General features: G+C 27.6%; 22 protein-coding genes. 1 reads left to right on the top strand and 21 read right to left on the bottom strand.

Translation table 11 applies throughout. The features are described 5' to 3' along the window. Nucleotides 1-129 precede the first annotated feature (129 nt). From H9660_RS06310 to H9660_RS06270, 9 genes are all read right to left on the bottom strand, one after another. Nucleotides 130-1,014, bottom strand: a complete 885-nt coding sequence (locus H9660_RS06310; protein ID WP_191749519.1) for an ROK family protein — start codon at nt 1,012-1,014, stop codon at nt 130-132. A 26-nt stretch (nt 1,015-1,040) separates the two neighbouring features. Next, on the bottom strand, nt 1,041-1,958 hold the full coding sequence (locus H9660_RS06305; RefSeq protein ID WP_191749518.1) for a dihydrodipicolinate synthase family protein: 918 nt from the start codon (nt 1,956-1,958) through the stop codon (nt 1,041-1,043). A gap of 30 nt (nt 1,959-1,988) precedes the next feature. Next, a complete protein-coding gene (locus tag H9660_RS06300) occupies nt 1,989-2,684 on the bottom strand; it encodes an N-acetylmannosamine-6-phosphate 2-epimerase (protein WP_191749517.1) in 696 nt (231 codons plus the stop codon). Between the two features lie 49 nt (nt 2,685-2,733). Beyond that, nucleotides 2,734-3,381: a YesL family protein gene (locus tag H9660_RS06295; protein WP_191749516.1), complete on the bottom strand. Its 648-nt coding sequence runs from the start codon at nt 3,379-3,381 to the stop codon at nt 2,734-2,736. 28 nt (nt 3,382-3,409) lie between these two features. Next, complete coding sequence (locus H9660_RS06290) at nt 3,410-3,862, bottom strand: NanQ anomerase/TabA/YiaL family protein (RefSeq protein WP_191749515.1); 453 nt, start codon at nt 3,860-3,862, stop codon at nt 3,410-3,412. 97 nt (nt 3,863-3,959) lie between these two features. Beyond that, nucleotides 3,960-4,787, bottom strand: coding sequence for a carbohydrate ABC transporter permease (locus H9660_RS06285; protein ID WP_191749514.1), 828 nt, complete (start codon nt 4,785-4,787; stop codon nt 3,960-3,962). A gap of 17 nt (nt 4,788-4,804) precedes the next feature. Next, on the bottom strand, nt 4,805-5,695 hold the full coding sequence (locus H9660_RS06280; RefSeq protein ID WP_191749513.1) for a carbohydrate ABC transporter permease: 891 nt from the start codon (nt 5,693-5,695) through the stop codon (nt 4,805-4,807). A 93-nt stretch (nt 5,696-5,788) separates the two neighbouring features. Continuing rightward, a complete protein-coding gene (locus tag H9660_RS06275) occupies nt 5,789-7,105 on the bottom strand; it encodes an ABC transporter substrate-binding protein (RefSeq protein WP_191749512.1) in 1,317 nt (438 codons plus the stop codon). A 340-nt stretch (nt 7,106-7,445) separates the two neighbouring features. Continuing rightward, nucleotides 7,446-8,270: an AraC family transcriptional regulator gene (locus H9660_RS06270; protein WP_191749511.1), complete on the bottom strand. Its 825-nt coding sequence runs from the start codon at nt 8,268-8,270 to the stop codon at nt 7,446-7,448. A gap of 206 nt (nt 8,271-8,476) precedes the next feature. Between H9660_RS06270 and H9660_RS06265 the strand changes: the two genes are divergently transcribed. Continuing rightward, nucleotides 8,477-10,030 carry a DUF5597 domain-containing protein gene (locus H9660_RS06265; RefSeq protein ID WP_191749510.1) on the top strand — a complete coding sequence of 518 codons (1,554 nt, stop codon included), beginning with the start codon at nt 8,477-8,479 and terminating at the stop codon, nt 10,028-10,030. 100 nt (nt 10,031-10,130) lie between these two features. On the opposite strand, the gene H9660_RS06260 is transcribed toward H9660_RS06265, so the two are convergent. The 12 genes from H9660_RS06260 to H9660_RS06205 form a co-directional block, all read right to left on the bottom strand. Beyond that, nucleotides 10,131-10,706 (bottom strand): helix-turn-helix domain-containing protein, encoded by a 576-nt coding sequence (locus H9660_RS06260; RefSeq protein ID WP_191749509.1) that lies wholly within the window; start codon nt 10,704-10,706, stop codon nt 10,131-10,133. Between the two features lie 304 nt (nt 10,707-11,010). Further along, on the bottom strand, nt 11,011-12,135 hold the full coding sequence (locus tag H9660_RS06255; RefSeq protein ID WP_191749508.1) for an SPFH domain-containing protein: 1,125 nt from the start codon (nt 12,133-12,135) through the stop codon (nt 11,011-11,013). 20 nt (nt 12,136-12,155) lie between these two features. After that, a complete protein-coding gene (locus H9660_RS06250; RefSeq protein ID WP_191749507.1) occupies nt 12,156-12,743 on the bottom strand; it encodes a hypothetical protein in 588 nt (195 codons plus the stop codon). A 152-nt stretch (nt 12,744-12,895) separates the two neighbouring features. Continuing rightward, the gene (gene hcp, locus H9660_RS06245) at nt 12,896-14,566 is read right to left on the bottom strand and encodes a hydroxylamine reductase (RefSeq protein WP_191749506.1); all 1,671 of its coding nucleotides are present in this window, start codon (nt 14,564-14,566) and stop codon (nt 12,896-12,898) included. Nucleotides 14,567-14,754: 188 nt separating this feature from the next. Beyond that, on the bottom strand, nt 14,755-14,931 hold the full coding sequence (locus H9660_RS06240; protein WP_191749505.1) for a hypothetical protein: 177 nt from the start codon (nt 14,929-14,931) through the stop codon (nt 14,755-14,757). A gap of 225 nt (nt 14,932-15,156) precedes the next feature. Next, nucleotides 15,157-16,302: a 30S ribosomal protein S1 gene (gene rpsA / locus H9660_RS06235; protein ID WP_191749504.1), complete on the bottom strand. Its 1,146-nt coding sequence runs from the start codon at nt 16,300-16,302 to the stop codon at nt 15,157-15,159. 47 nt (nt 16,303-16,349) lie between these two features. Beyond that, nucleotides 16,350-17,117 carry a peroxide stress protein YaaA gene (gene yaaA, locus H9660_RS06230; protein WP_191749503.1) on the bottom strand — a complete coding sequence of 256 codons (768 nt, stop codon included), beginning with the start codon at nt 17,115-17,117 and terminating at the stop codon, nt 16,350-16,352. Nucleotides 17,118-17,140: 23 nt separating this feature from the next. Continuing rightward, complete coding sequence (locus H9660_RS06225; protein ID WP_191749502.1) at nt 17,141-17,557, bottom strand: CBS domain-containing protein; 417 nt, start codon at nt 17,555-17,557, stop codon at nt 17,141-17,143. A 252-nt stretch (nt 17,558-17,809) separates the two neighbouring features. Further along, on the bottom strand, nt 17,810-18,727 hold the full coding sequence (locus tag H9660_RS06220) for a 3'-5' exonuclease (protein ID WP_191749501.1): 918 nt from the start codon (nt 18,725-18,727) through the stop codon (nt 17,810-17,812). A 399-nt stretch (nt 18,728-19,126) separates the two neighbouring features. Next, complete coding sequence (locus H9660_RS06215) at nt 19,127-20,938, bottom strand: MutS family DNA mismatch repair protein (protein WP_191749500.1); 1,812 nt, start codon at nt 20,936-20,938, stop codon at nt 19,127-19,129. A 444-nt stretch (nt 20,939-21,382) separates the two neighbouring features. Continuing rightward, complete coding sequence (locus H9660_RS06210) at nt 21,383-22,357, bottom strand: metal ABC transporter solute-binding protein, Zn/Mn family (RefSeq protein WP_191749499.1); 975 nt, start codon at nt 22,355-22,357, stop codon at nt 21,383-21,385. A 92-nt stretch (nt 22,358-22,449) separates the two neighbouring features. Further along, on the bottom strand, nt 22,450-23,646 hold a 1,197-nt coding region (locus H9660_RS06205), incomplete at its 5' end, for an ATP-binding protein (protein ID WP_423739002.1).

Genomic DNA, 23,646 nt, shown 5'->3' with positions numbered 1-23,646 from the left:
TTCCGTCTCATGCGCTCCAAGTCACCTTGCTATGATACTTTAACACTTAAAAACTTAAGGAAGGAAAGTATAAAAAGTTAATAATAAGATATAATTTTTTATACTTTCCTATCCATTTAAAATATATTTTTATTCATGTTTATTTTTAAAGTTATAGAATGCACCTAGCATTCCTGCGTCATTTTTATGCTTTGCAAATTCTAATCTTGTTTTTTCATAAATACTTGGTAAAAGGTATTTTTTTAGAGCTTTTTCTATTCTAGGCTTTAAATAAGTATCTTGAGCCATAATTCCTCCACCTAGTACAACTACTTCTGGATTAATTACATAACATAAGTTAGCAACTCCAAGACCAATTATATCTACCATCTCATCAATAGCTTCTATACATATATCATCACCTTTTTTAGCTTCTTCAAATATATGATATCCGTCCCATATTTCTATTGATTCTTGTTTTCTCTCTGAAACTTTTTTTGTTAAAATACTAGTTGCTCCTAGTGTTTGAAAATCACTATCAAACATCTTCATATATCCTATTTCACAGGCACTATTACTAAAACCATGAAATACTTTGTCATCAATAAGAATACATCCACCAATTCCAGTACCTATAGTAAGGCATAATGTTACTTTACTATCAATAGCTGCTCCTGAAATTCTTTCTGCTAGCCCTGCACATTTAACATCATTTTCAACTTCACAAGGTACTCCATATTTTCCTTCTATCTCTTCTTTGAATTTTGTTCCTATATAATTTGGAATTAAAGAGGAAGCATAAAATATCTCTCCTTTTTCAGTATCAACCATTCCTGCTGTTGAAATGCAAATTCCTTCTATCTTATATTTTTCTAAATAGTTTTCTATAATTTTAAAGACTTTATTTAAAATTTCAGGGCCACCCTTATGTGCCTCTGTATCCATTTTATCTTTTATTAATATTATTCCATCTTCAGAAATGACTCCGTATTTTATTGCAGTTCCTCCAATATCAATACTTACATAGTTTTTCACATTTTCACCTCTTCTGAGTATTTATATTAACAATATTTTTTAATAGCATTTTTAATCATAGTAGCAGCTTCTTTTACAACTTCCATATCTTCTTCAACTAAAGCTGCTAAAGGTTCTCTTACACTTCCTATATTTAAATTCTCATTAATACGAAGGATTGCTTTAATTACTCCATACATATTTCCATGGCATGAACACATTTTGTATATAATTTCATTAATATCATATTGAAGCTTTTTAGCTTCTTCCATTCTATTTTCAATTACAAAATCATTTAACTTTAAGAATAATTCTGGCATAGCTCCATATGTACCACCAATACCACCTTCTGCACCAATAGCACGTCCACTAATAAATTGTTCATCTGGACCATTAAATACAATATAATCTTCTCCACCAGCTGCGCAGAACATTTGAATATCCTGTACTGGCATAGATGAATTCTTAACTCCAATTACTCTAGGATTCTTACGCATTTCTGCATAAAGTCCTTGTGTTAAAGCAACACCTGCAAGTTGTGGGATATTGTATATTATAAAATCTGTATTAGGAGCTGCATTACTCATAGCATTCCAATAATCTGCAATTGCATATTCAGGAAGTCTAAAATATATTGGTGGAATTGCTGCAATAGCATCTACCCCTAAGCTTTCTGCATGTTTTGCAAGTTCTACACTATCCTTTGTATTATTACATGCAACATGGGCAATTACAGTAAGCTTTCCTTTTCCAACTGCCATTACATTTTCAAGAACAAGCTTTCTTTCTTCTACACTTAAATAAATACACTCTCCTGAAGATCCATTTACATAAATACCTTTAACACCTTTTTTTATATGGAATTCTGTAAGCTCTCTTACTCTTTCTGGGCTTATTTCTCCATTATCATCATAACATGCATAAAATGCAGGAATTACTCCTTTATATTTATTTAAATCTCTCATAATAATCTCCTTCTGCCACATAAGGCTAATTTATTTATTATTTTTTAACTCATCTACAAATGATTTTGTAATAAGTTGTGGTCTTGTTATAATAGAACCAACTACAACACTATAGCATCCTAATTCAATTACACGCTTAACTTTTTGAGGTGTATTTATATTACCTTCTGCAATTACTGGATGTTTTGCTTTTGAAAGAATTTCTCTAATAATCTCAAAATCATTATTTTCTATTTTAAGATTTTCACTTTGCTTTGTATAACCAACCATAGTTGTCCCTATAAAATCAAAGCCTAACTCATCTGCATGAAGAGCTTCTTCTACAGTAGAACAATCTGCCATAAGTAGTTGATCTGGATATTTATTCTTTACTTCTTTAAAGAATTGATCTAAAGTTTTTCCTTCTGGTCTTAGTGCAGATGTAGCATCAATTGCTATAATATCTGGTTTTACTTCCATAAGCTCATCAACTTCTTTCATAGTTGGCGTAATATAAACTTCAGAATCATCATAGTCCCTTTTTACAATACCAATAATAGGTAGATTCACTTGTGCTTTTATTTCAGCAATATCTTCTTTTGTATTTGCACGAATTCCAGCCGCGCCACCTTCTTTAGCCGCAAGTGCCATTCTCCCCATAATAAACGAGGAATGAAGCGGTTCATTGGGTAAGGCTTGACATGAAACTATTAAATTACCTTTTAAATTATTAACCTTATCACTCATAATTTTTTCCCTTCTATATCACATTATTTTAAATTTATCTAATTAACTTTTAACTTTCATATTTCTCAAATACTTTGCCAAAAATAAATGATTGAATTAGTGCTAGGCCAGAAAACCCACATATAATTAATATTGTAAAAAGTAAAAACATAGATAACCCAGAATAAAATAACATTAAAACAAATGGAATATTAAGAAGTATAAGAAGTATTGTCCATTTTAAATTAATAACACTAAGTATAAAAGAATTTTTAAACACTTCTTTTGTTGTATTTTTAAACTTAGCTAAAAGTGGGAATGCATATAGAAATATAATGTATGCCCAAATTGCTAATACATAGCACAACACTTGTAACACTTTAAACTTATCATCTCCAATTATTCCTATAATTCTTAGGTCTACTGTAATGAAAAATGTTATTATAATTGCTATCATTCCAATTACAGTTCCCTGTTTAAAATTCTGTTTAAATGCTTTTAAGAAACCTCTTATAATATGAGATTCTTCATTCCTTACCATTTTTAATGTTATTGAATACATAGCAGTAAGTGATGCTCCTATTGTTATAATAGGAATACAACATATGATAAATGCAAAATTCAATATTACAACATCAAATATTCTTGAAAAAAATCTCATAATCCAATTGTCTAGATTAAATATTTTACTTGATAAATCCCCTCTATTTCCTGACATACTCTTCTCCTATCAAATATTCTAACTACTAATTTACAGCTACCTTTACTACACATTTTTTTAGATAAGTATTATCACTTGTAGCGATTCCAGGTTTGTGAGGTTCATCTGGCATACAAATAATAAACCTTTCGTTTCCTAATCTACAACTTATTGATTCAGTACAATCAACAGCTCCAAAATCTATCTCTTCTTTATATGACTGAAAAACATTATTTACATCAAATCCAATCTTAATATTTTCAGATCCCTCTATATCAATTTGAATATCCATATATTTTTTGTGAATTTCAAACTGTAGCTCATCTTCTTCTCTAGCATTAGCTTCCATTACATTTACAAATACTTTATCTTTTTCTATTTCTGTACGTCCAATCGGAAGTGAATTTAAATCTGTAGTTTCTAAAAAACTAATTGCTTTATCTAACCATATAGGTTGTCCTCTATATTTACCAATATTCTTTATAACATCATATATCATACAAATTCTCCCTTTTCTTAGAAAACTAAAATGGAACTACCTTTCACATGCCTGCTAGTTAAAGGTCATTGTGCTTTGATAGTTCCATTTATATAACTTAACCTTTTACAGCTCCCATTGTGATACCTTGTGTAAATGATTTTTGGAACATTAGAAACACTGCAACTATTGGAATTGCTGATAGTGCTGCACCTGCCATTATTAATCCATAGTTTGTTGCCATTTCAGCTTGCATAGTTGCTACACCAAGTGAAACTGTAAGTTTATCTCTTGATGAAAGCATTACTAATTGCATAAAATAATCATTCCATGTATTAATAAAAGTAAATATTGCTAGTGCCGCAAAGCCAGGTTTTACAATTGGAAAAGCAATATTTATAAATGTTCTAAGTTCACCACAACCATCAATTTTTGCTGATTCTAATAACTCACCTGGAATATTTTCACTAAATTGTTTCATTAAAAATACTCCAAAAGGCCATCCAATTAAAGGAAGGATAACAGCTGCTAATGTATCATGTATTCCTAAAAAGTTTACGATTCTAACTAAAGGAACTAATACAACTTGCTTTGGAAGTGCCATTGCTGCTATAAAAACTGAGAATAAAAACTTTTGACCATAAAATTTCTTCTTAGCTAAAACATATCCTGCAAGTGAAGATGTTATGCATACTAAAAGCATTGTAACTACTGCTATAAAAATACTATTGAATAACCATTTTCCTGCTGGATTTTGAATAAGTAACTGTTTAAAATTCTCCATTGTTGGAGCTGTTGGCCACCATTGCGGTGGAATTTTAATAGTATCTGGCTGAGACTTAAAGGCACCTGTCATAATCCAATAGAAAGGAAAGACAAAAATAATAGTTAAGATACTCAAAAGTATTATTGTTATTACCCCAAAAGGTGTGATTTTTTTCTTCATTATGCTCTCTCTCCTTCCTAATATTCTACATCATTACCTAAAATTTTGAATTGTGCAAAGCTTATAATACCAATTAATACTGCTAGGAATACTCCCATTGTATTAGCGTATCCGTACTCAGAAAGTTTAAATGCCTTCTCATATAGATAGTACATAATTGTACTAGTAGAATAGTTTGGTCCTCCAGATGTTAATAACTGTATTAAAGCAAAGCATTGGAATGAATTAATTGTTGTTATAACTACTATATAAAGTGTTGTAGGCAATAGGCTTGGCCACTTTATTTTCCAGAAAACTTGGAATTCATTAGCACCATCTACACGAGCTGCCTCTACTAAGGACTTATCTATATTTCCTAGTGATGCTATATAAAGTATAATTGGCTGACCAACTGACGTAGTAAGTAATATAACTATAATTGCAATTAATGCATATCTCTTATCACCTAACCAGCTAATATTTTGATCAATAAAATTTCCTGTTTTTAAAATATAATTTAATATACCTGATAATGGATCATAAATCCATTTCCATACAACTGTAACAGCTACACTACCTGTAACAACAGGTAAGAAGAATACACAGCGGAAAAAAGAACGAGTAAATGCACTTTTTTCATATGTTTGTGAAGCCACAAATAAGGAGAAGATTACCACAATTGGAACTGATCCTATTACAATTATTAGAGTATTTATTAACGATTTTATAAATACTTCATCCTTAAACATACTTATGTAATTATCTATTCCAATAAATGTGAAATCAGTCATTGTATAATTAAAAAAACTTGTAACAAATCCCATAATCATAGGAGCTAAAACAAATATTATAAAAAATATTAATACAGGAGCAAGAAAAAGGTATGACACAACAGTTTCTCTCATCTTTAATTTGCTTGAAGCTTTCATATTTTCCCTCCAATCACCTATCTATAAGTAATATTTTAAAAATATCTTCTTGCACATTGATTTAATGTACAAGAAGAAATTATTTCAATACACTTATTTTTTTATTGTTTCATTTGCTTTAGTAGTAAAATCATCTAAAGCTGCTTTTACATCTGCTTCTCCATTTGATACTGATTGAAGCATTGGGAACCATAAAGTTCTCATTTTAGCAAATCCATCAATTGTATTGTAGTAAGTTGAGTAATATTGTGTCCAAGAACCAATTTCTTTCATTCTTGCATCACTATATATTTCACCGAATGATGTACGAACTGGGAATGCTCCTGTTCTTTCAACATTCTTTGGACCCCATTCTTCGTTATCACAAATAAATTGGATGAACTTTTTAGATGCAGCTATTTTAGCATCATCACCATTATTAAATACAGCAAATCCATTTACTAAGTATTCTAATTCTGGTTTTCCATCTTCTGAAGGGAATGGTACTTCTAAATATTGAACCTTACTAGCTTCTAATAATTTAGCTTGTGTACCTGGTTGAGCTGATGACCATAAAAGTGTAAATGCAGTTTGTCCATTTGCAAAGTTTTGAATATCAGCAGATCCATCATATTGAGATCCATTCATTAATGAACCTTTTTCTATTAAACTCTTAATTAATTCCATTGATTTAACAGAGTTAGCATCATTTGTAGTATATTCTGTTAGTGTATCGTTTGTTATGCTAGTGCTATATAAGTTTGTGAAGAAAGCACGTGTACCTTGGTCTCCACCTTGTCCATTACTAAATAATGATCCTGGATTATAGCCTTTAGCCTTTAAAGCGTCTAAAACCTTTACAAAATCATCAGTTGTCCATCCTGTTTTAACTAAATCAAGAACTCCCGCTTCTGTTAACATTTCTTTATTAAATGCCATGTAGAAAGGACCTGTACTTATTGGATACATATAAGCTGTATCTCCTGCTTTACAAGCTTGTAGTAAAGCATCATTGTTTACATCTTTTACAAATTCATCTGTAAACATGTCATTTAAATCTGCTAATTTACCAGCTTTTCCATACGTAATTATACGTCCTGGTGCATCAAATAAGACGTCCGCTATTGTACCTGCTTCAATTGCTGTTGTAATTTTTTCAGGTCCTGAAGTAAAATCTAATGTTTCTAATTTTACAGTTACATCTGGATTTTCTGCTTCAAATGCGGCAATTATTTTTTGTTCCCATGTTCCTACTGCATCACTTGCATTTTCTTGAGTAAATGTAGGAAATGCCCACCATGTTATTTGTGTTTTTGCAGTGTCTTTTCCAGTGTCGCTACTATTTGAGTCAGTATTACTTTTTTGTCCACAAGCCACGAAGGAAATGGACATCATTCCAGCAAGTATAGTTGCTAATAATTTCTTTTTCATTTAATATACCCTCCCATAATAAACTTTATTTTAATTTTTAATAAAGTACCTAATTTAATTTTATTCCCTTTAAACCATATTATAATTTCAAAATATCTTTTCTTAAGTTATAAGTTAAATTTACACCCAAACCCTTTGTAAACATTTTCTAGGTAAAATATAACATACTTGAAAATTTTTTTCAATAGATTTTTTATAAAAAAATTTTTTTCTTATTTTTTATTTTTTTATCTATTTAATTTTATTAGTATCTATAAGACTTAGATAAAATTCCAAATAGAAAAACCCTATAGAATAGATTTTATTATATCTATTTTATAGGGTTTATAAATAACTGCTATTATTTTTTCTCTCTAAATACTTGTGGTGTAACCCCCTCAAGCTTTTTAAATGTTTTACAAAAATAACTTGTATTATCAAAACCACACAAATTACCTATTTCTGAAACAGTTTTATGAGGATATCTTAAAAGAAAAATTCTTGCATTAGCAATTCTTATTATTTGAAGATATGTGATAATTGTTTTTTCCATATGCTTCTTAAATAAGGCACATAAATACTCTTTTGAAAAATTAGTTTCTTGTGAAATTTCTTCTAAAGTTATTGGCTTCATATAATTTTCCTCTAAATATTGTATAACTAACTCTATACCTATGTTTTTAGAAATACTTTCACTACTAAATATACGGCAAATATTTCTAGAAATATTAATTAAGAGTTCATACAATGCACAAGAATATTGTGAATAAATATATGTATTATCAGTATTATATATATCATATAACTTATATATACTTTTTTCTATTAATCTATATTGAACAACCTTAAATACACTTGTTTCCTTTAATTGAAGACTATCTAAAATCTCATTACACGCAGTACCATCAAAACATACGTAATTTACTTTCCACTCTTCATCAATAGCTTTATAAGAATGGGGAGTATTTGCCATTATAAACATACCGCAACCCTCTGTAATTAAAAATTTTTGATTAGAAACTATAAACTCTCCGCTTCCTTTAACACATTGAATCCATTGATGACATTGTATTCCTTTAGGCCTATTTATCGGTTCTTGATTATACTCTATTCCAAATGCTATTAATTTAAGAGGTAAATTTTCACTTTCACTTTTATTTTGATTAATATTGGTTTGAAAATTCATTATTTTTACTCCATCCTAATATAGTGTTATATATATTATTATATTATCATTTACATAAAATTCAAGCTGTTCTAAAATATAGATAAGAGGATTGAATTTCAAATTTAACATATGTTTTTTATGAAAAAAATTCTCTAAACCTTAGTATATAAAGAAAAGTAATTTAAAAAACTTTACACTAATATAAAATATGGGAGGATAATTAAATGGAAACATCAAATTTAAATTTACCTGAAATTAAAAATATAGATGGTATCGATACATTATTTGTTCATAACAAACCTTTTATTGCACTTGGAGGTGAAATACATAACTCTAATGCTAGCAATATTAGATATATGGAAGAAAATTTATGGCCTAATTTAAATGACTTAAATTTAAACACAGTATTGATTCCAGTTTATTGGGAATGTATTGAAGAAAATGAAGGTATATATGACTTTTCATTAGTTGATAATATTATTAAAAATGCACGATTAAATAATATTCATTTAATATTTTTATGGTTTGGTTTATGGAAAAATGCCGAGTCTATGTATATTCCTAGTTGGATGAAAAGAGACTCAAAAAAATACTTCAGAGCTAAAAAGAAAAATGGTGAATCTTTAAATACTATTTCACCTTTTTGTAGTGAAGCTATAAAAAAAGATGCTCTTGCTTTTAAAAATCTTATGGCTCATATAAGAGATATTGATTCCGTAGAAAACACTGTAATTATGATGCAAATAGAAAATGAAATAGGTTTACTTAATACCGATAGAGATTACTGTGATCAAGCTAATTTAGCTTTTAATGAAAACGTTCCAAAAGAAATTAAAGAAAATTTTGCGTTAGACGGTACTTGGCAGGAAGTATTTGGTGAAGATGCTGCTGAGAGTTTTATGGCCTATGCTTTTGCTACAGCTATTGAATACATTTCTTCATATGGAAAAGAGGAATATGATATTCCATATTATGTGAATGCATGGCTAAAACAATTCCCTTGGTTTGCAGGTTCTTATCCAAGTGGAGGACCTGTTTTAGAAACACATAAAATCTGGAGAATTTGTACTCCTTCTATAATAGCCTTTGCTCCAGATATATATGTTCCTTACGTTCCTTATGTTATGGATGAATATAGTTATCCAGGAAATCCTTTAATAGTTCCAGAAGTAAGAAAAGATGCTGTTACAGCTTCATATGCTCTTTATGCTATTGGTCAATGTAACGCTCTTTGCTATTCATTATTTGCAGTAGAAGAATATTCAATGGATCCAGCAAAAGTATCCAAGCCTCCTCTAGCAGTAATGCAGGCATTAAATATAGATCCAACAGCCTTTGATATAGAAGGTTGTAAACCTTATATATCAAAAGTTTATAGTGTAATAAAAGAAATAACACCTCTCTATTTAAAATATAGAGGAACTAGTAAATTAAAAGCCTTTGTTAAAAAATCTGAATATGATCACGGCGTACTTTTAAAATTTAGTAAATATGATATAAAAGTAACTTATGCACCTCGTCAACCTTTTAAACCATTGGGTTCTGGAATAATTATCGAAGTTAGTGATGATTGTTTCTATATTATTGGAATGATGTGTTCAATTCAAATAATAAACAAAGCAAGTGAAAATTTAAAAACAGACATAATAAAGTTAGAAGAAGGAGAGTTTATAGATGGTGTTTGGACTCCTATAAGAATTTTAAATGGCGATGAAAAAATGATGATTAATTTAGGTGATATTACAGAATGCAGATATCTAGAATTATTTAAATACTAGTATAATACAAAATTATATTATATTATATAAAAACCCTATAAAATAGATTTTTTCTAATATCTATTTTATAGGGTTACTTTATAACTTTTTTATATCATTTTTATAACAATAAATACATCATAATAGCTGAAACTACTATTGCTAATAATCCCGATCCCATTGCTAATAAAATTTTCTGATAAGGTCTTTTCCCATACTCCTGATGTTTTTCAACTTCATTTATACTCTTCCCCTCTAAAAAGTTAATAATCTCCTTATAAGTTTGGATATTAAAATTCTTTTTGTATTTTTCAATTCTAATTGCATAATATATTTCTACTATACAAATCGTAGCAAAAATTATAATACCAGCACGTCCCATAAATTTCATAAGTGGAATAGGTAATAAAATAGTTAATACTAAAAGTACAGCAAAGATATTACTATCATGTTTAAATTTATTAATATCCTCTGTTTTAATCTTTTCTTTCATTTCATCAATATCTCCTTTAATTAATATGTCAAGAGAGACATTAAAAAAAGAACTTAATAATAATAAGCTTTTCACATCAGGATAATTTTTATTATTTTCCCAATTTGAAATAGTTTGACGAGATACAAATATCTTTTCAGCTAATTCCTCCTGTGAAAGCTCCATCACTTTTCTGTACTTTTTTATTTGTTTTCCAATCTCCATAAAATGTCCTCCTGCATAATAATTCTATAATCTAAAATGAATTTTCACTATCAAAGTCATTTGACATTTGCTATTTTACTTATGTCAAAAGTATTTTACACTTATAAAACTCTAATTTATCAATATCTATTTTAAAGCATATCAAACATTACATTTATTTACAATAAGTTCCTACACCTATTTCTATTTAAACTATTTTAGTATATAAATATTATATTTTTCATAAAAATTTAATTATAGTTATAAAAAATACTTAAATGATCTCTTACCTCCATTTAAGTATTTGTGTATTATTATACTGTATTTATAATCCCATAATTTCTTTCTTTTTAATTTCAAATTCCTCTTGTGAAAGAATACCAATATCCACTAATTCCTTCAACTTTTTTACCGCCTCTATTTGTTCATCCAAGGACATATCAGATTTTTTACTTATTGGTGCTGCTGTCTGAGTATTCATATTTTGAGCGATATTCATACCAAATATCATACCAGCACCATCCCCTAGTCCATTATCCTGAATCCCTTGTGCTATTTTTTGTTGTGCTGAAATATTTGATGCTTTTTGTGAAATATCTTCGTAAGCTTTAAGATTCATTTTGTTTGAAGAATATTCTTTAACTAACTCTCTAGAATCCTGTGAGAATTCAATATTTTCAATTCCAACCTTTACTATTTCAAAACCAAATCGTTCCTTCCAAGTTCCTGCATTTGAGTTATCAGAAGATATTTTTTCTGCAATTTGATTAGACTGTGAAGGTAATTGAGATATTCGATATGTTGTTGATAATGAATTTAATGCTACAGTAAATGATTGGACAAACTCAGAAATAATTTGAGATCTTGCCTTTATATCATCAAAGGAATAATAAGTATTATTAGCTGGAACATAATTTTTAATAAATTTTTCAGCATCAATCACTTTTATAGAAAATGTTCCAAAAGAAAGTATCTCTAAATCAGTACCATAAAACATATCATTATAAACTAATGGCCCGCGAGTTCCAAATTTTATATCACGTATTTCTCTTAAATTAACAAATGAAATTTGTTTCTGATCAGACGTCTGTCCTCCATATGCTATCCTATCTTTTACTTGATTAAAAATAGCACTAGTTATTCCATCTCCATTAAAAATACTCTTTTGTCCATTCTGATATTCATATCCACCTGGAGTTGTAATAATTTCTTCAATTCCAGAACTACTAAAAATAAATGCAGCTGTATTTTCAGGAACAAATATTTTTGAACCATTTGAAATTACACCTATAGAACCATTGAAATTAGAACCTCGCCCTTTATTAGTCTGCTGATATACTCCCTGATTAACAACAGTATGCTCATCAAAGTTCCCTGCAGTAATTATATCCTTCCATTGATCTGCAAAAGTTCCACTAATCGCTCCTGTAAATGCTCTAATTATTCCCATTATATTTTAACTCCTTTCATTTATAGTTGTTGATCACCATCACAATACTGACATCTAACAATTTGCCCTTCCACTCCAGAAATTGGAGCACCACAAAAACTACATTTTTTTGCTACTTTTTTTGCTATTTCATTATTATTTTGAGTCTTACCTCCTAAAGCTCCTTTAAATACCTCAAAAGTATCTTTTATAGCTCCTGCTATTACTCCTGAATCTACTGACTTAGAAGTAACTGCCATGTCAATTTCAGAAACTTGTCCAGTAATTAAATTGTTTATTGCATTTATCCATCTACTTGCTTCTTTTTCTGCCTTTTTCATGCTAAATAGAGAATCTGTATTCCAAAATTTAAATGATTCCATACCATTTACAAAGTAAATATCAATATTACCATCCTTACCCAAAACTACTTGAGCTTTCTCATTAAACACTTTTATTTGCTTAATTGGATATATTTGATGTATATAATTAGTTCTAAAAACGCCTTTTGTTGTAATATAAACAAGATTTAAATTAGTTAATATTAACTCGCCATTACTATTACCATGTCTAACATGATCGTTTTCTAAAATAAAAGATTCATTGGATTGTAAATTATACTTTGACATCTTAATCCTCCTTTATGATTACTGATTTTAATATATACTAATTCAACAATATTAGTATGCATACTCACCCCTATGATATAAAACAAAATTTAAATTATATATAAAAAGAATAGCCCTCTATATACTTTTACAAGTAAATAGAGGGCTATTTATTATCTTTGTTGTAAGCAAGATTTCAAATCATCTTCTGGTGTACTTATTGGTTTTAAATCAAAAGTATCAACTAAATATTGAAGCACATTAGGACTTAAGAATGCTGGTAATGAAGGTCCTAAGTATATTCCCTTTATTCCAAGTGATAATAATGCTAATAAATCTGCTACAGCCTTTTGTTCATACCAAGATATAATTAATGATAATGGTAATCCATTTACATCTGTACCAAAAGCATCTGCAAGTGTTGTCGCAATTCTAACTGCTGAATAAGCATCATTACATTGACCTACATCTAGTAATCTTGGAAGTCCAGCAACTTCTCCAAAATTCAGTTTATTAAATCTATATTTTCCACATGCTAATGTAAGTATTATACAATCTTTAGGTACTTTCTTTGCAAAATCAGTATAATAATTTCTACCTGGTCTTGCTCCATCACAACCTCCAATTAAGAAGAAATGTCGTATATCTCCATTCTTAACTGCATTAACTATTGTTTCTGCATTACTTAAAGTGGCTTTATGTCCAAATCCTACTAAGATTTCATGTGGTTCTTGATCTTCTTCATATCCACCAAGCTCTAAAGCTTTATTTATTATTTCACTAAAATCTTTTTTGCCATCTTTCCCTTTACCTATATGTTTAACTCCATCCCAACCAACAACACTAGTTGTAAATATTCTATCCTTATATGTATCTCTTGGTTTCATAAGACAATTTGTTGTCATTAAAATACAGCCTGGTATATTATCAAATTCTTTTTGTTGATTTTGCCATGCTGAACCAAAATTCCCTACAAGATGAGAATATCTATTAAGTCCTGGATATCCATGACTTGGTATCATTTCGCCATGGGTATAAATATTTATTCCTTTTCCTTCTGTTTGTTCTAATAAAATTTCTAAATCTTTCAAGTCATGTCCTGAAACTATAATAAATGGACCTTTTTTAATATTAACATTAACTTTATGAGGTGATGGATTTTGATAAACTGTAGTATTAGCTTCATCAAGCTTTTTCATAACTGCTACACTCATCTCACCAGTTCTCATAGTCCATCTTATTAATTCTTCCACATCTAAAGCATCATCACATGTAGCTTCTAACGCCCTTGCATAAAAATTATCTACTTGATCATCATAATATCCAAGCTCTCTTGCTTGATGACCATATGCGCTTATTCCTTTAAGACCATATACTATTGTTTGTCTTAAAGAACGAATATCTGGATCTAAATTTCTGTCATACATTATTCCTGCTTTTTTAGCATCCTCTAGCATTTCAGCCTTTGTGCTACTTAAATTATATGTAGCATGCTCTGTATCATTTTTAATTTTTCCCACTCTTTTTCTTAAAGCTTCTTTTATTTTTTGAGATTTCTTAAGCATTTCTACATGAACATCTGCATCAAAATTTACATTTGTTAATGTCGTAAATAGCGAATTTTCTATAAAACTTACTATATCTTTATCTAAATTCTCACCTTTTTCAATTATTTCTTTTGCATAACAACTTATCCCTTTTACTTGATAAATAAGTAAATCTTGAAGAGCTGCTATTTCAGGAGTCTTACCACATACCCCTAATTTAGTACAACCCTTTCCCCCTACAGTTTGTTCACATTGATAGCAAAACATTGGATATTCTAACTCCATATTATTTTCCATATTATTACCTCCGTTTTAATATTCCATATTATATTTCCCTAAATATATTGAAATATAACTAAATAAGTAATACTCTGGAAAACTTTTTATACATTCTTATATATTGATACTGCCAATACTCATAATGTATATTAATATATTTTCTAAAAAATAAAAGTACCTAACTCTATAGGTACTTCAATTAATTTCTATTCTATTATCTTTCTGACATTCTCTTCAGATATTCCACATATTTTAGCTATATTCTCTATTGATTCTCCCATAGCTAAAAGCTTAAATACCTTTTTTGCAAGTTCAATTCCTTCTTCTCTTCCCTCTTGTCTTCCTTCTTCCAATTTTTCTCTATCACGTTCTAAAAGTGTCATAAATTCTACCTCCACCTTAGGATTATTCTTAACTTCAATTACTTTTTTATGAATATTTTTAACTAAAGTCCCTGTAGATTCATTTGCTGTTTTATCATCTGAATGCTCTACATATTTTAAAAACTCAATAATTTCATCATTTAAATCTTAAAACACAAAAAAGTAGCATTAAATTAAAATTAGATACTACTTTTTTATATTTCTTATTTAGTTTTGAATTATTTATTAATCAAATAATCCCTTGAATAAGTCTCCTAATGATACTCCTTCATCTGAATCATTATATTGTAAGTATTCTTTAGATTTTTCTTCAGCATCTTTTATTGTTAAAGAAACTCTCTTATTATTCTTATCAACATCTAAAATCTTTACTTTTACTTTTTGTCCTAGTGTTAATACATCTGAAGGTTTTGCTATATGTTCTTCTGTAATTTCGTTTATGTGAACTAATCCTTCAATTCCTGGGTATAATTCAACAAAAGCACCGAAGTTTAAGAACTTCATTACTTTACCTTCTAAGATATCACCTATTTTTAGCCCTTCACTATATTTAGTCCAAGGTTCTTCATTTACATCTTTTAATATTAATGCTACTCTTTCATTTTGAGCATCTACTTCTCCAACGAATACTTCTACTTTATCGCCTTCTTTAACTATATCTTCTGCTCTATGAACTCTTCCCCATGATAAATCATTTAAGTGAATTAGTCCTGTTATTCCACCGATATCAACTATTGCACCTGCTTTAATTATCTTTTTAACAACACCTGATCTCTTTTCTCCAGATTTAACTGATTTCCATAGTTCTTTTTTATTATCTTCGTATATTACATCTTCAATTACTCTTCTTGATGCAACTAATTTTCTATTTCTAAAGTCTAATTCAATAACTTTAACTTCTAATTCTTTTCCAATATAATCTGCTAATACTACTCTTTCTCTTGAAACTAAAGAAGCTGGTATAAATACTCTTATATTTCCATAGTAAGCTACTAAGCCACCCTTTACCTCTTCTTTAACATAAACTTTTATAGTTTCTTCATTTTCAAAAGCTTTTTTAATATCTTCTCTTTCAGTTATTTCTAAAGCTTTAACTCTTGATAACTGAACATATCCTTCTCCATCATTAGGTGATAAAACATAAACCTTTATTTTATCTCCCTTATTTACAACTTCTCTAGGATCTTTATCCATATTAGTTAATTCTGATTTTTCTATAACCCCATCAAAGGCATAATTAATATTAACTGAAACTTCTTTATCAGTAACATCAATTACTTCTCCATCTAATATATCTCCAGTTTTTATTCTTTTAACATCGAAGTCTTTTAGTAAATCCCCCATTGTGCCTTCTAAGTTTTGGTTTGTCATGTTCTTCACTCCTTAAAATATGTTGTAATGTATATTAATTTATATTACTATTCTCTTATAAATACTAATTCTTTATCCGTAGACATTTCTTCATTATATAAATACCCATCTACATCTAATTTTTTAATATCTTCAATATCTTCTATTTCATTTTGTATTATATATCTAGTCATAATCCCTCTTGCCTTTTTAGCATTGAAGGATATAATCTTATATTCGTCTCCTCTTAACTCCTTAAATGTAGGAGTTACTACATTTACCTTATCACTTTTCATTAATCCTTCTACTGATTTAAAATATTCATTTGAAGCTAAATTAATTATAGTTTTATTATTATGATTGTTTAATTCTTCAATTAAACTTTCTTCTAAAGTTCTATCCCAAAATTCATAAAGATCCTTTAAATCATTAACCTTAAGCTTAGTTCCCATTTCAAGTCTATATTCCTTAATGCCATCAAAAGGTCTTAAAATTCCATATAAACCCGACAAAATTCTAAGGTGCTCATTTGCATAGAAAAGTTCTGAATCTGTTAAGCTTCCTACATCAAGCCCTCTATATACATCACCTTTAAAAGCAAGAATACATTGCTTTGCAGTATCTAAGCTAGGTGTCCAAACTTGATATCTATCTCTATTTAAAGTCGCTAACTTTGTACTTATTTTCATTAGCTTTTCTAAAGAATAGCTATCATAATTTTTAATTTCATCTATTATTTCCTGCGATTTTTCTAAAAACCTTGGTTCACTCATTGGTAAATTACTGTTTTTTTCCTCAAAATCTAAAGTTTTTGCAGGAGAAATAACTACTATCATAATAATCCTCCTTTTATCTAAATTTAAACTATTTTTTTCTTTTTCATTTCACTATAACAATAATTAATTATATCACTTCTTTTAATTATTCCAATAAAAATCCCTTCATCATCAACTACCGGAACAAAATTTTGACTTGTCGCTAAAGATATTAAACTTTCAACATCAGAATTTATTGATACACTTTTATGTTTTCTTTTCCTTTGTATATCTTTAACTCTAATATTCTCAGAATTTTTAAAATTCAAATCAGGAGTATTTTTAAGCTTCCAAAGCAAATCTCCTTCCGTTAAAGTCCCCATATATTTACCATCTTTATCTATTAGAGGAACTGCTGTATATCCATGATGCTCCATTCTTTCTATAACTTGTCTCATTGTTGCATCTAAATACTCGTAAATCACCTCATTTTTCGGTGTTAAAAAAAATGCAATATTCATAATCTTTATTCTCCTATACTTAAAATTAATATTAAGCTATATATGTTTAATCAATAACATATATATTTGCAATTTTATTTATTAGACTTATTTAAGTAAAATAGTAAAAATGAAAGCATAATATTATTTACTTTTATAAGTTGTTTAAATATTTATTTAACTAATAATAAAGTTAGTTAATATCATTTATAGCAACTTATCTATATATATTTTATCATATTTGTAATGTAATTGTTTAATATTATAGGAATTTTAATAGTTAATTAATTTATTAATTATTTTCTTAATCTTATAACTACAGTTAATATACTCAATTTCATTAATTATTGTAGAAATTTCATTATAAACTTCTTCCCCACTAAAGGTTTTCTTTATTATAACTTCATTCATTATCTTATTATTGCATTTGGGACACATTCCAAGAGATACAAATCTCCATTTTATTGGTATAAAATCATACTCTAACTCAAAATTTTCCTGACACTTTGGACACTTATTTTTTATTTTATATTTATTTAATTTATATTCTGCTAAATTTTTTACCTCAACAGCTGGCATATTATAAATATCATTAATTATATAGTTCTTTAATACTCTAGAATTATATATTCTTTTAAATACTTCTGATGTGTATAAGGCATCATTTAAGGCATCATGTAATTTGTTATTATCCACCTTAATTTTTAGCTCCTCTAAGGCATTCTTTAAACTTAGAGATTTTTTCTTTCCTAATATTTTTGTAGAATATTCTTGAAGATCCAAATAATTTTTTAGCCAGTTTAGATTGTTATAATTATAATATAATGCATTATTTATTATTTCTATAATATCATCCTTAGCCCAAGAACATATTATATCTCCCTCATCTATTAATTTAGATAACTCCTCTATCCCCTCTTCAAAAGTTAGACCATCTTTTAAATCTTCTTCGCTTATATTAGTTATTGCTGAAATCTTAGGATTTAAAACTGGTATTGCTGATGGCTTAATATACATCTTAAGTTCTTTTAGTGGCTTCATATAATTATCTAGCTTTATTGCACCTATTTCAATTATTTCATTATCTAAAGCAACACTTTCTAAGTTTGGATTTTCTTTAAATATATTAGGAAAATATTTCTGTATTTCCTCTAAATTATTGAACTCTAAATCAATTATTATAAATGCCATTTCATACCTCTCAATTTTTTTATACTTCTAAGTATATTATGCCATTTTTTTCATTAGCTTTCATTACTATTTGTATAATTTTACTAAATTTATATAGAAAACTTTGCTTCCTGATTTATTTTTAAATTTAAAATTCTATTATTAAAACATTCTTCAAATAAAATAAGAGATAAACATTATATTCCTTGCTCCGTCGCATGCGCTCCAAGTCGCCGTCATACAATGTTTATCTCTTTTCAAACTGAAGGAAGGAAATTATAAAAGCTCTATTTCTTACACTACGAATTTTACTACTCTAATAAAATTATCCATAACTTGTCCATAGATATAATTTCCTAAAGAATAAAAAAGAACTTATAAAAGTTTTATTTAAGACTTTTATAAGTTCTAAAAATAATATTATTTTTCATTAAATTCAATACCAGCCAGCTTCATTAAATGAACAGCATTTTGTGTTTTACTTCTTCCTTCTCTAAGAGTATAATCAAATTTAATTTTATTTCCTTCATAATATTCTTGGAAATTGTAATTTTTAATCCATTCCTTAGTTTTTTCTAAATCACAAAGTTCTAAATCATGAGTTGATACTAAGCCCATAGCTCCATTCTTCACTAACTGATTTATAAGAACCATAGCTCCTTCATGTCTATCTCTAGAATTAGTACCTTTAAAAATTTCATCTAGTAAGAAGAAGACTTTTTCTCCTCTTTTTGCTGCTTCAATTAATATCTTTATTCTTAATATTTCCGCATAGAATGATGATATACTTTCTTCTAAGTTATCCTTAGTTCTCATACATGTATATATACTAAAAATACTACAACTAAATTCCTTAGCACAAACAGGAGCTCCTATATAACTTAATAATAAATTTACTCCTATAGTTCTTAAGAATGTACTTTTTCCTGACATATTAGATCCAGTAATTAAAGCTACCTTTCTACTAACACCATTTCTTGAATTTAAATTAAAACTATTAGAAACTGCTTTTTCTCCAAGCATTGGATGTGCTAAATCTTTTACTTCCAAAATATCTTCATCATATATCTTAGGATAGCACCAACTTTCAAAATCAAAAGCTAAGTTTGAAATACTAGCTAAAGCTTCAATTTCTCCCATGACTTCAAGCCATTCTTTTAGTTTATCTCCATTTAATTTTCTCCACTCCTCTAAATTTCTTAATATAAATATATCTGAAAGTAGAGTTACATTTAAAATTAAATAATATCCGTTGGCACTACTATCCCCTAACCAGTCAACTAAAGACTTTAGTCTTTTCATTTCTTTTATTACATTAGTATCATTATTTCTTAGTTTATTCTTTAAACTTATTAATAACTCTGATTTAAAATCTTCTTTATCTATTAACTCCAATATATTTGAATAAGCTTCTATATCTTTTTTATGACTATCAAATAAAGAAATTACTTCTGACAAATCCTTTGTAAGAACTTTAACAACTAAGTAATTAATCATAAATACTAATATTAAATATGTTATAGGTAAAATTTTAATAGTAACTAATACTATTGATATAATAGTAAGTGCTATGAAAAAATAAGGAATTATTTTAAATAAAGAATTAATTTTTCTTTCAGAGTTTGCCCACTCTAATAATTTATTAATATCCTTTAATCCACTTTTCTTAAGAGTAGACTTTACTTCTATCTCTTGCCTCCACTTAACTTTTTCTCCTAATTCTTTAATAGCTTCCTGTCTCTTTACTATTTCTTCTTTTCTAGGTATTTCTTTTAAAGAAATTATTTCACTAAGTTTTTCTCTCCCAAACTTAGTTTTAGTAGAGTTTATCATTTGAAATAAGGAGTTCCTACCAAATATATCTAAGTCACTAGTAAATGGATGCTTTTCATCTAAAAACTCTTCCCCTTTATCTTCTACTTTTTTAAAGTTCCCATTAATTCTATCTATTCCCTTGCTGTTAATTGAAATAATTAATTTTGTTTCTTTTCTATCTCTTATCTTTTTATTATGAAAAATAGCAACAATAAGAAAAATAGCTAACCCTATTACTATAGATAAAATTAGTAAAACTACATTTTCTATTTTGAAAAAATAATATACAGCAGCTATAACTGCTAATACTATTCCAAGTCTTATAATTGAAATTATATTAATAATTTTATTTAAGTCTTTTATTTTATCTTCATTTTTAGAAATTTCCTCTTCGTAATATTTTAATGCCCTATTCATATATACACCACCTTACTTAGTAATTTTACCATAAAAACCTATATAGTTTTCAATTATCTTTTGTAATGTATCATACAAATAGAAAATCAGTCAAAAACTTATTAACCTATTTCATTTTTACAATACAAAAAATATTTAATTTACTCTTATAATTTACATAAAAAAGTGTTAAAGTATCATATCCAGGTTCCGTCGCAAGCTCCAAGTCACCTTGCTATGATATTTAACACTTCCAAACTGAAGGAAGGAAAGTATAAATAGTTAATAATAAGGCATAACTTTTTATACTTTCCTCGTATAATAAAATAAAATTATAGGATACATAAAATATTGCTCAACTCTTGAACTTTCTCCAAGACTTTTCAATATAATATATATCCTATAAAATTAATTCATTATTTTAGTATTATTCTTGCTTAATTTAAATAATATTCTATATTATCTTTATTTACTTAATTCATTATATATAGTTTCTAGATTATATCTCATTCCTTCTAAATAACTCATATTATCTTCTTTAGTTTCAAGACTATATACTTTTACTACTTTTGCAGATACTTCTTTAGCTAAAGTTTCTGCTTCCTTTTCACTTGAAGTAGATTCACTAAATATTGTTTTAACTCCATTTTCCTTACAATAATTTATTAAGGCTTCTAAATTTTTAGGAGTTAACTCTCCTTCTCCAAATACATCCGCTATACTATTTTGAGTTAATCCAAAATCTCTACATAAGTACCCAAAGGCTGCATGTCCAGTAACAAAATCTTTATTACTTAATTCATTAAATTTAGGAACATATTCTTCATATAGTGAATTAAATTCACTTTTTAACTTTTCAAAATTTTGTTCATAGTAACCTTTATTTTCTGGATCTACTTCACAAAAAGCATTTTTTATATTTTCTGCTTCTATAATAGCATTACTTAAGCTTAACCAAGTATGAGGGTCCTTTCCATTATGGTCATGATCGTGGTCATGATCATGGTCTTCATCATGATTCTCATTATGTTCTTCTTCAGTAGCATGCTCATGAGCATCTTCTTCTGATAAGTTTATTTCATCTACTCCGGTACTTGCCTCTACTATCTTTACATCTTTTCCTTCAACAGTAGTTAAAACAGAATCTATCCATTCTTCCATACCAAGTCCATTATATATGAAAATATCAGATTTCACTAAATCATTTAAATCCCTTGGTTTTGGATCAAAATCATGAGCATCACTTCCATCTGGTATTATTGAAAATACATCTACTTTATCTCCACCTATAGCTTCCGCAAAATCTTTTAATGGATTAATAGTAACTCCTACTCTTAATCTTTCTCCATTATCATCATCTAAGTCTTCATTACTTTTACAACCAGCAAAAGAAAATAATATACCTAATATAAGTCCTAGACTTATTAATTTTCTCTTCATTATTCCACCTCGTTTATGCAAATGATTTGCATTATTCATAAGTACAATTCTATATTCTATTATCTACCTTGTCAATACTATTATTACCATCATTATAAAAATATATAATTAAATTCTATATTTTTGTTATCTAATATATTCTTTTCTCTATTTTGACAAGTAAATATAAGAAGCTGATTAAAGTTTGCTTCTAATAGAACTTCTAGAGCCTTTTCTGCTCTAATATCATCATACTGAACAAAGGCGTCGTCTAAGATTACAGGGAAGTCCATCCCCCTATAAATCATATTTATAAAAGCTAATCTTAATGATAAGTATAATTGATCATTTGCCCCATTACTTAATATTGCTCCAGGTAGTATTTCTTTTCCTTTTCTTACCTTCATATCATAAGAATCAGATACCATAACATCCTCATATTCACCATCTGTTAATGTTTTAAAATAATCAATTACATTAGAATTTAATATATTTCCAAAATTTCCTCTTACTTCTCTTATAGATTCATTTAAATTTTCTATTGCTATTTCTGTAGCCTTAAGTAAAGTTTCTAATTTATTGATTTTTTCTTTAATCTCATTAATTTCTTCTTCTATTTGAGGTATTGGTCTTTTACCTATAAATCTATTATTTAAATGATTTTCAACATCTTTAATTTCTTTTTCTATTTCTATTAATTCATGTGATTTTATAGAAACCTGATTATCTATTTCTTCTTCTGATGAATAACTATAATTTATATTTTCATTTATTATATCTTTTAAATCTTCTTTTATAGCTTCTATATCCTTATCCTTTGTTAAGGCATTATAAGCTGATTCTATATTTTCTAAGGTCTTTAATATTTCATTCTTTTGATTTATTTTTTCTTTAATTTCAAATAGCTTTTCCTCTAAATCATATAAATCTACATTTTCAAGACCTATATATTCTAGCTTTTCCCTAATTCTCTTTTCTCTAATATCTAATTCATTATTTAGCTTTTCAATAGATTTTTCTTGCTTTTCAATATCTATTTTTAAAGATAATACCTCTTTATTAATATCTTCATATTTTGCAAACATTAATAACACTTCATTAATATCATAACAATTAGCTAAATTTAATATATGATTTATATATTCCTTATTTTCCTTATAATTTTCTTTTACAAAATCTATATTTAAGTATTTAATTTGAGCTTCTTTTTCAGTTATTTTTATTTTTTGTTTATCTAAATATAAATTAAAATCATCAAAAAGCTTTAATTTCTTTATAAACTCTTTATAAGATTTAGCTTCAACTATATT

It is taken from the genome of Clostridium gallinarum, assembly GCF_014836325.1.
GTDB classification, from domain to species: Bacteria; Bacillota; Clostridia; order Clostridiales; family Clostridiaceae; genus Clostridium; species Clostridium gallinarum.
This window is presented reverse-complemented; position numbering and strand designations above follow the sequence as displayed.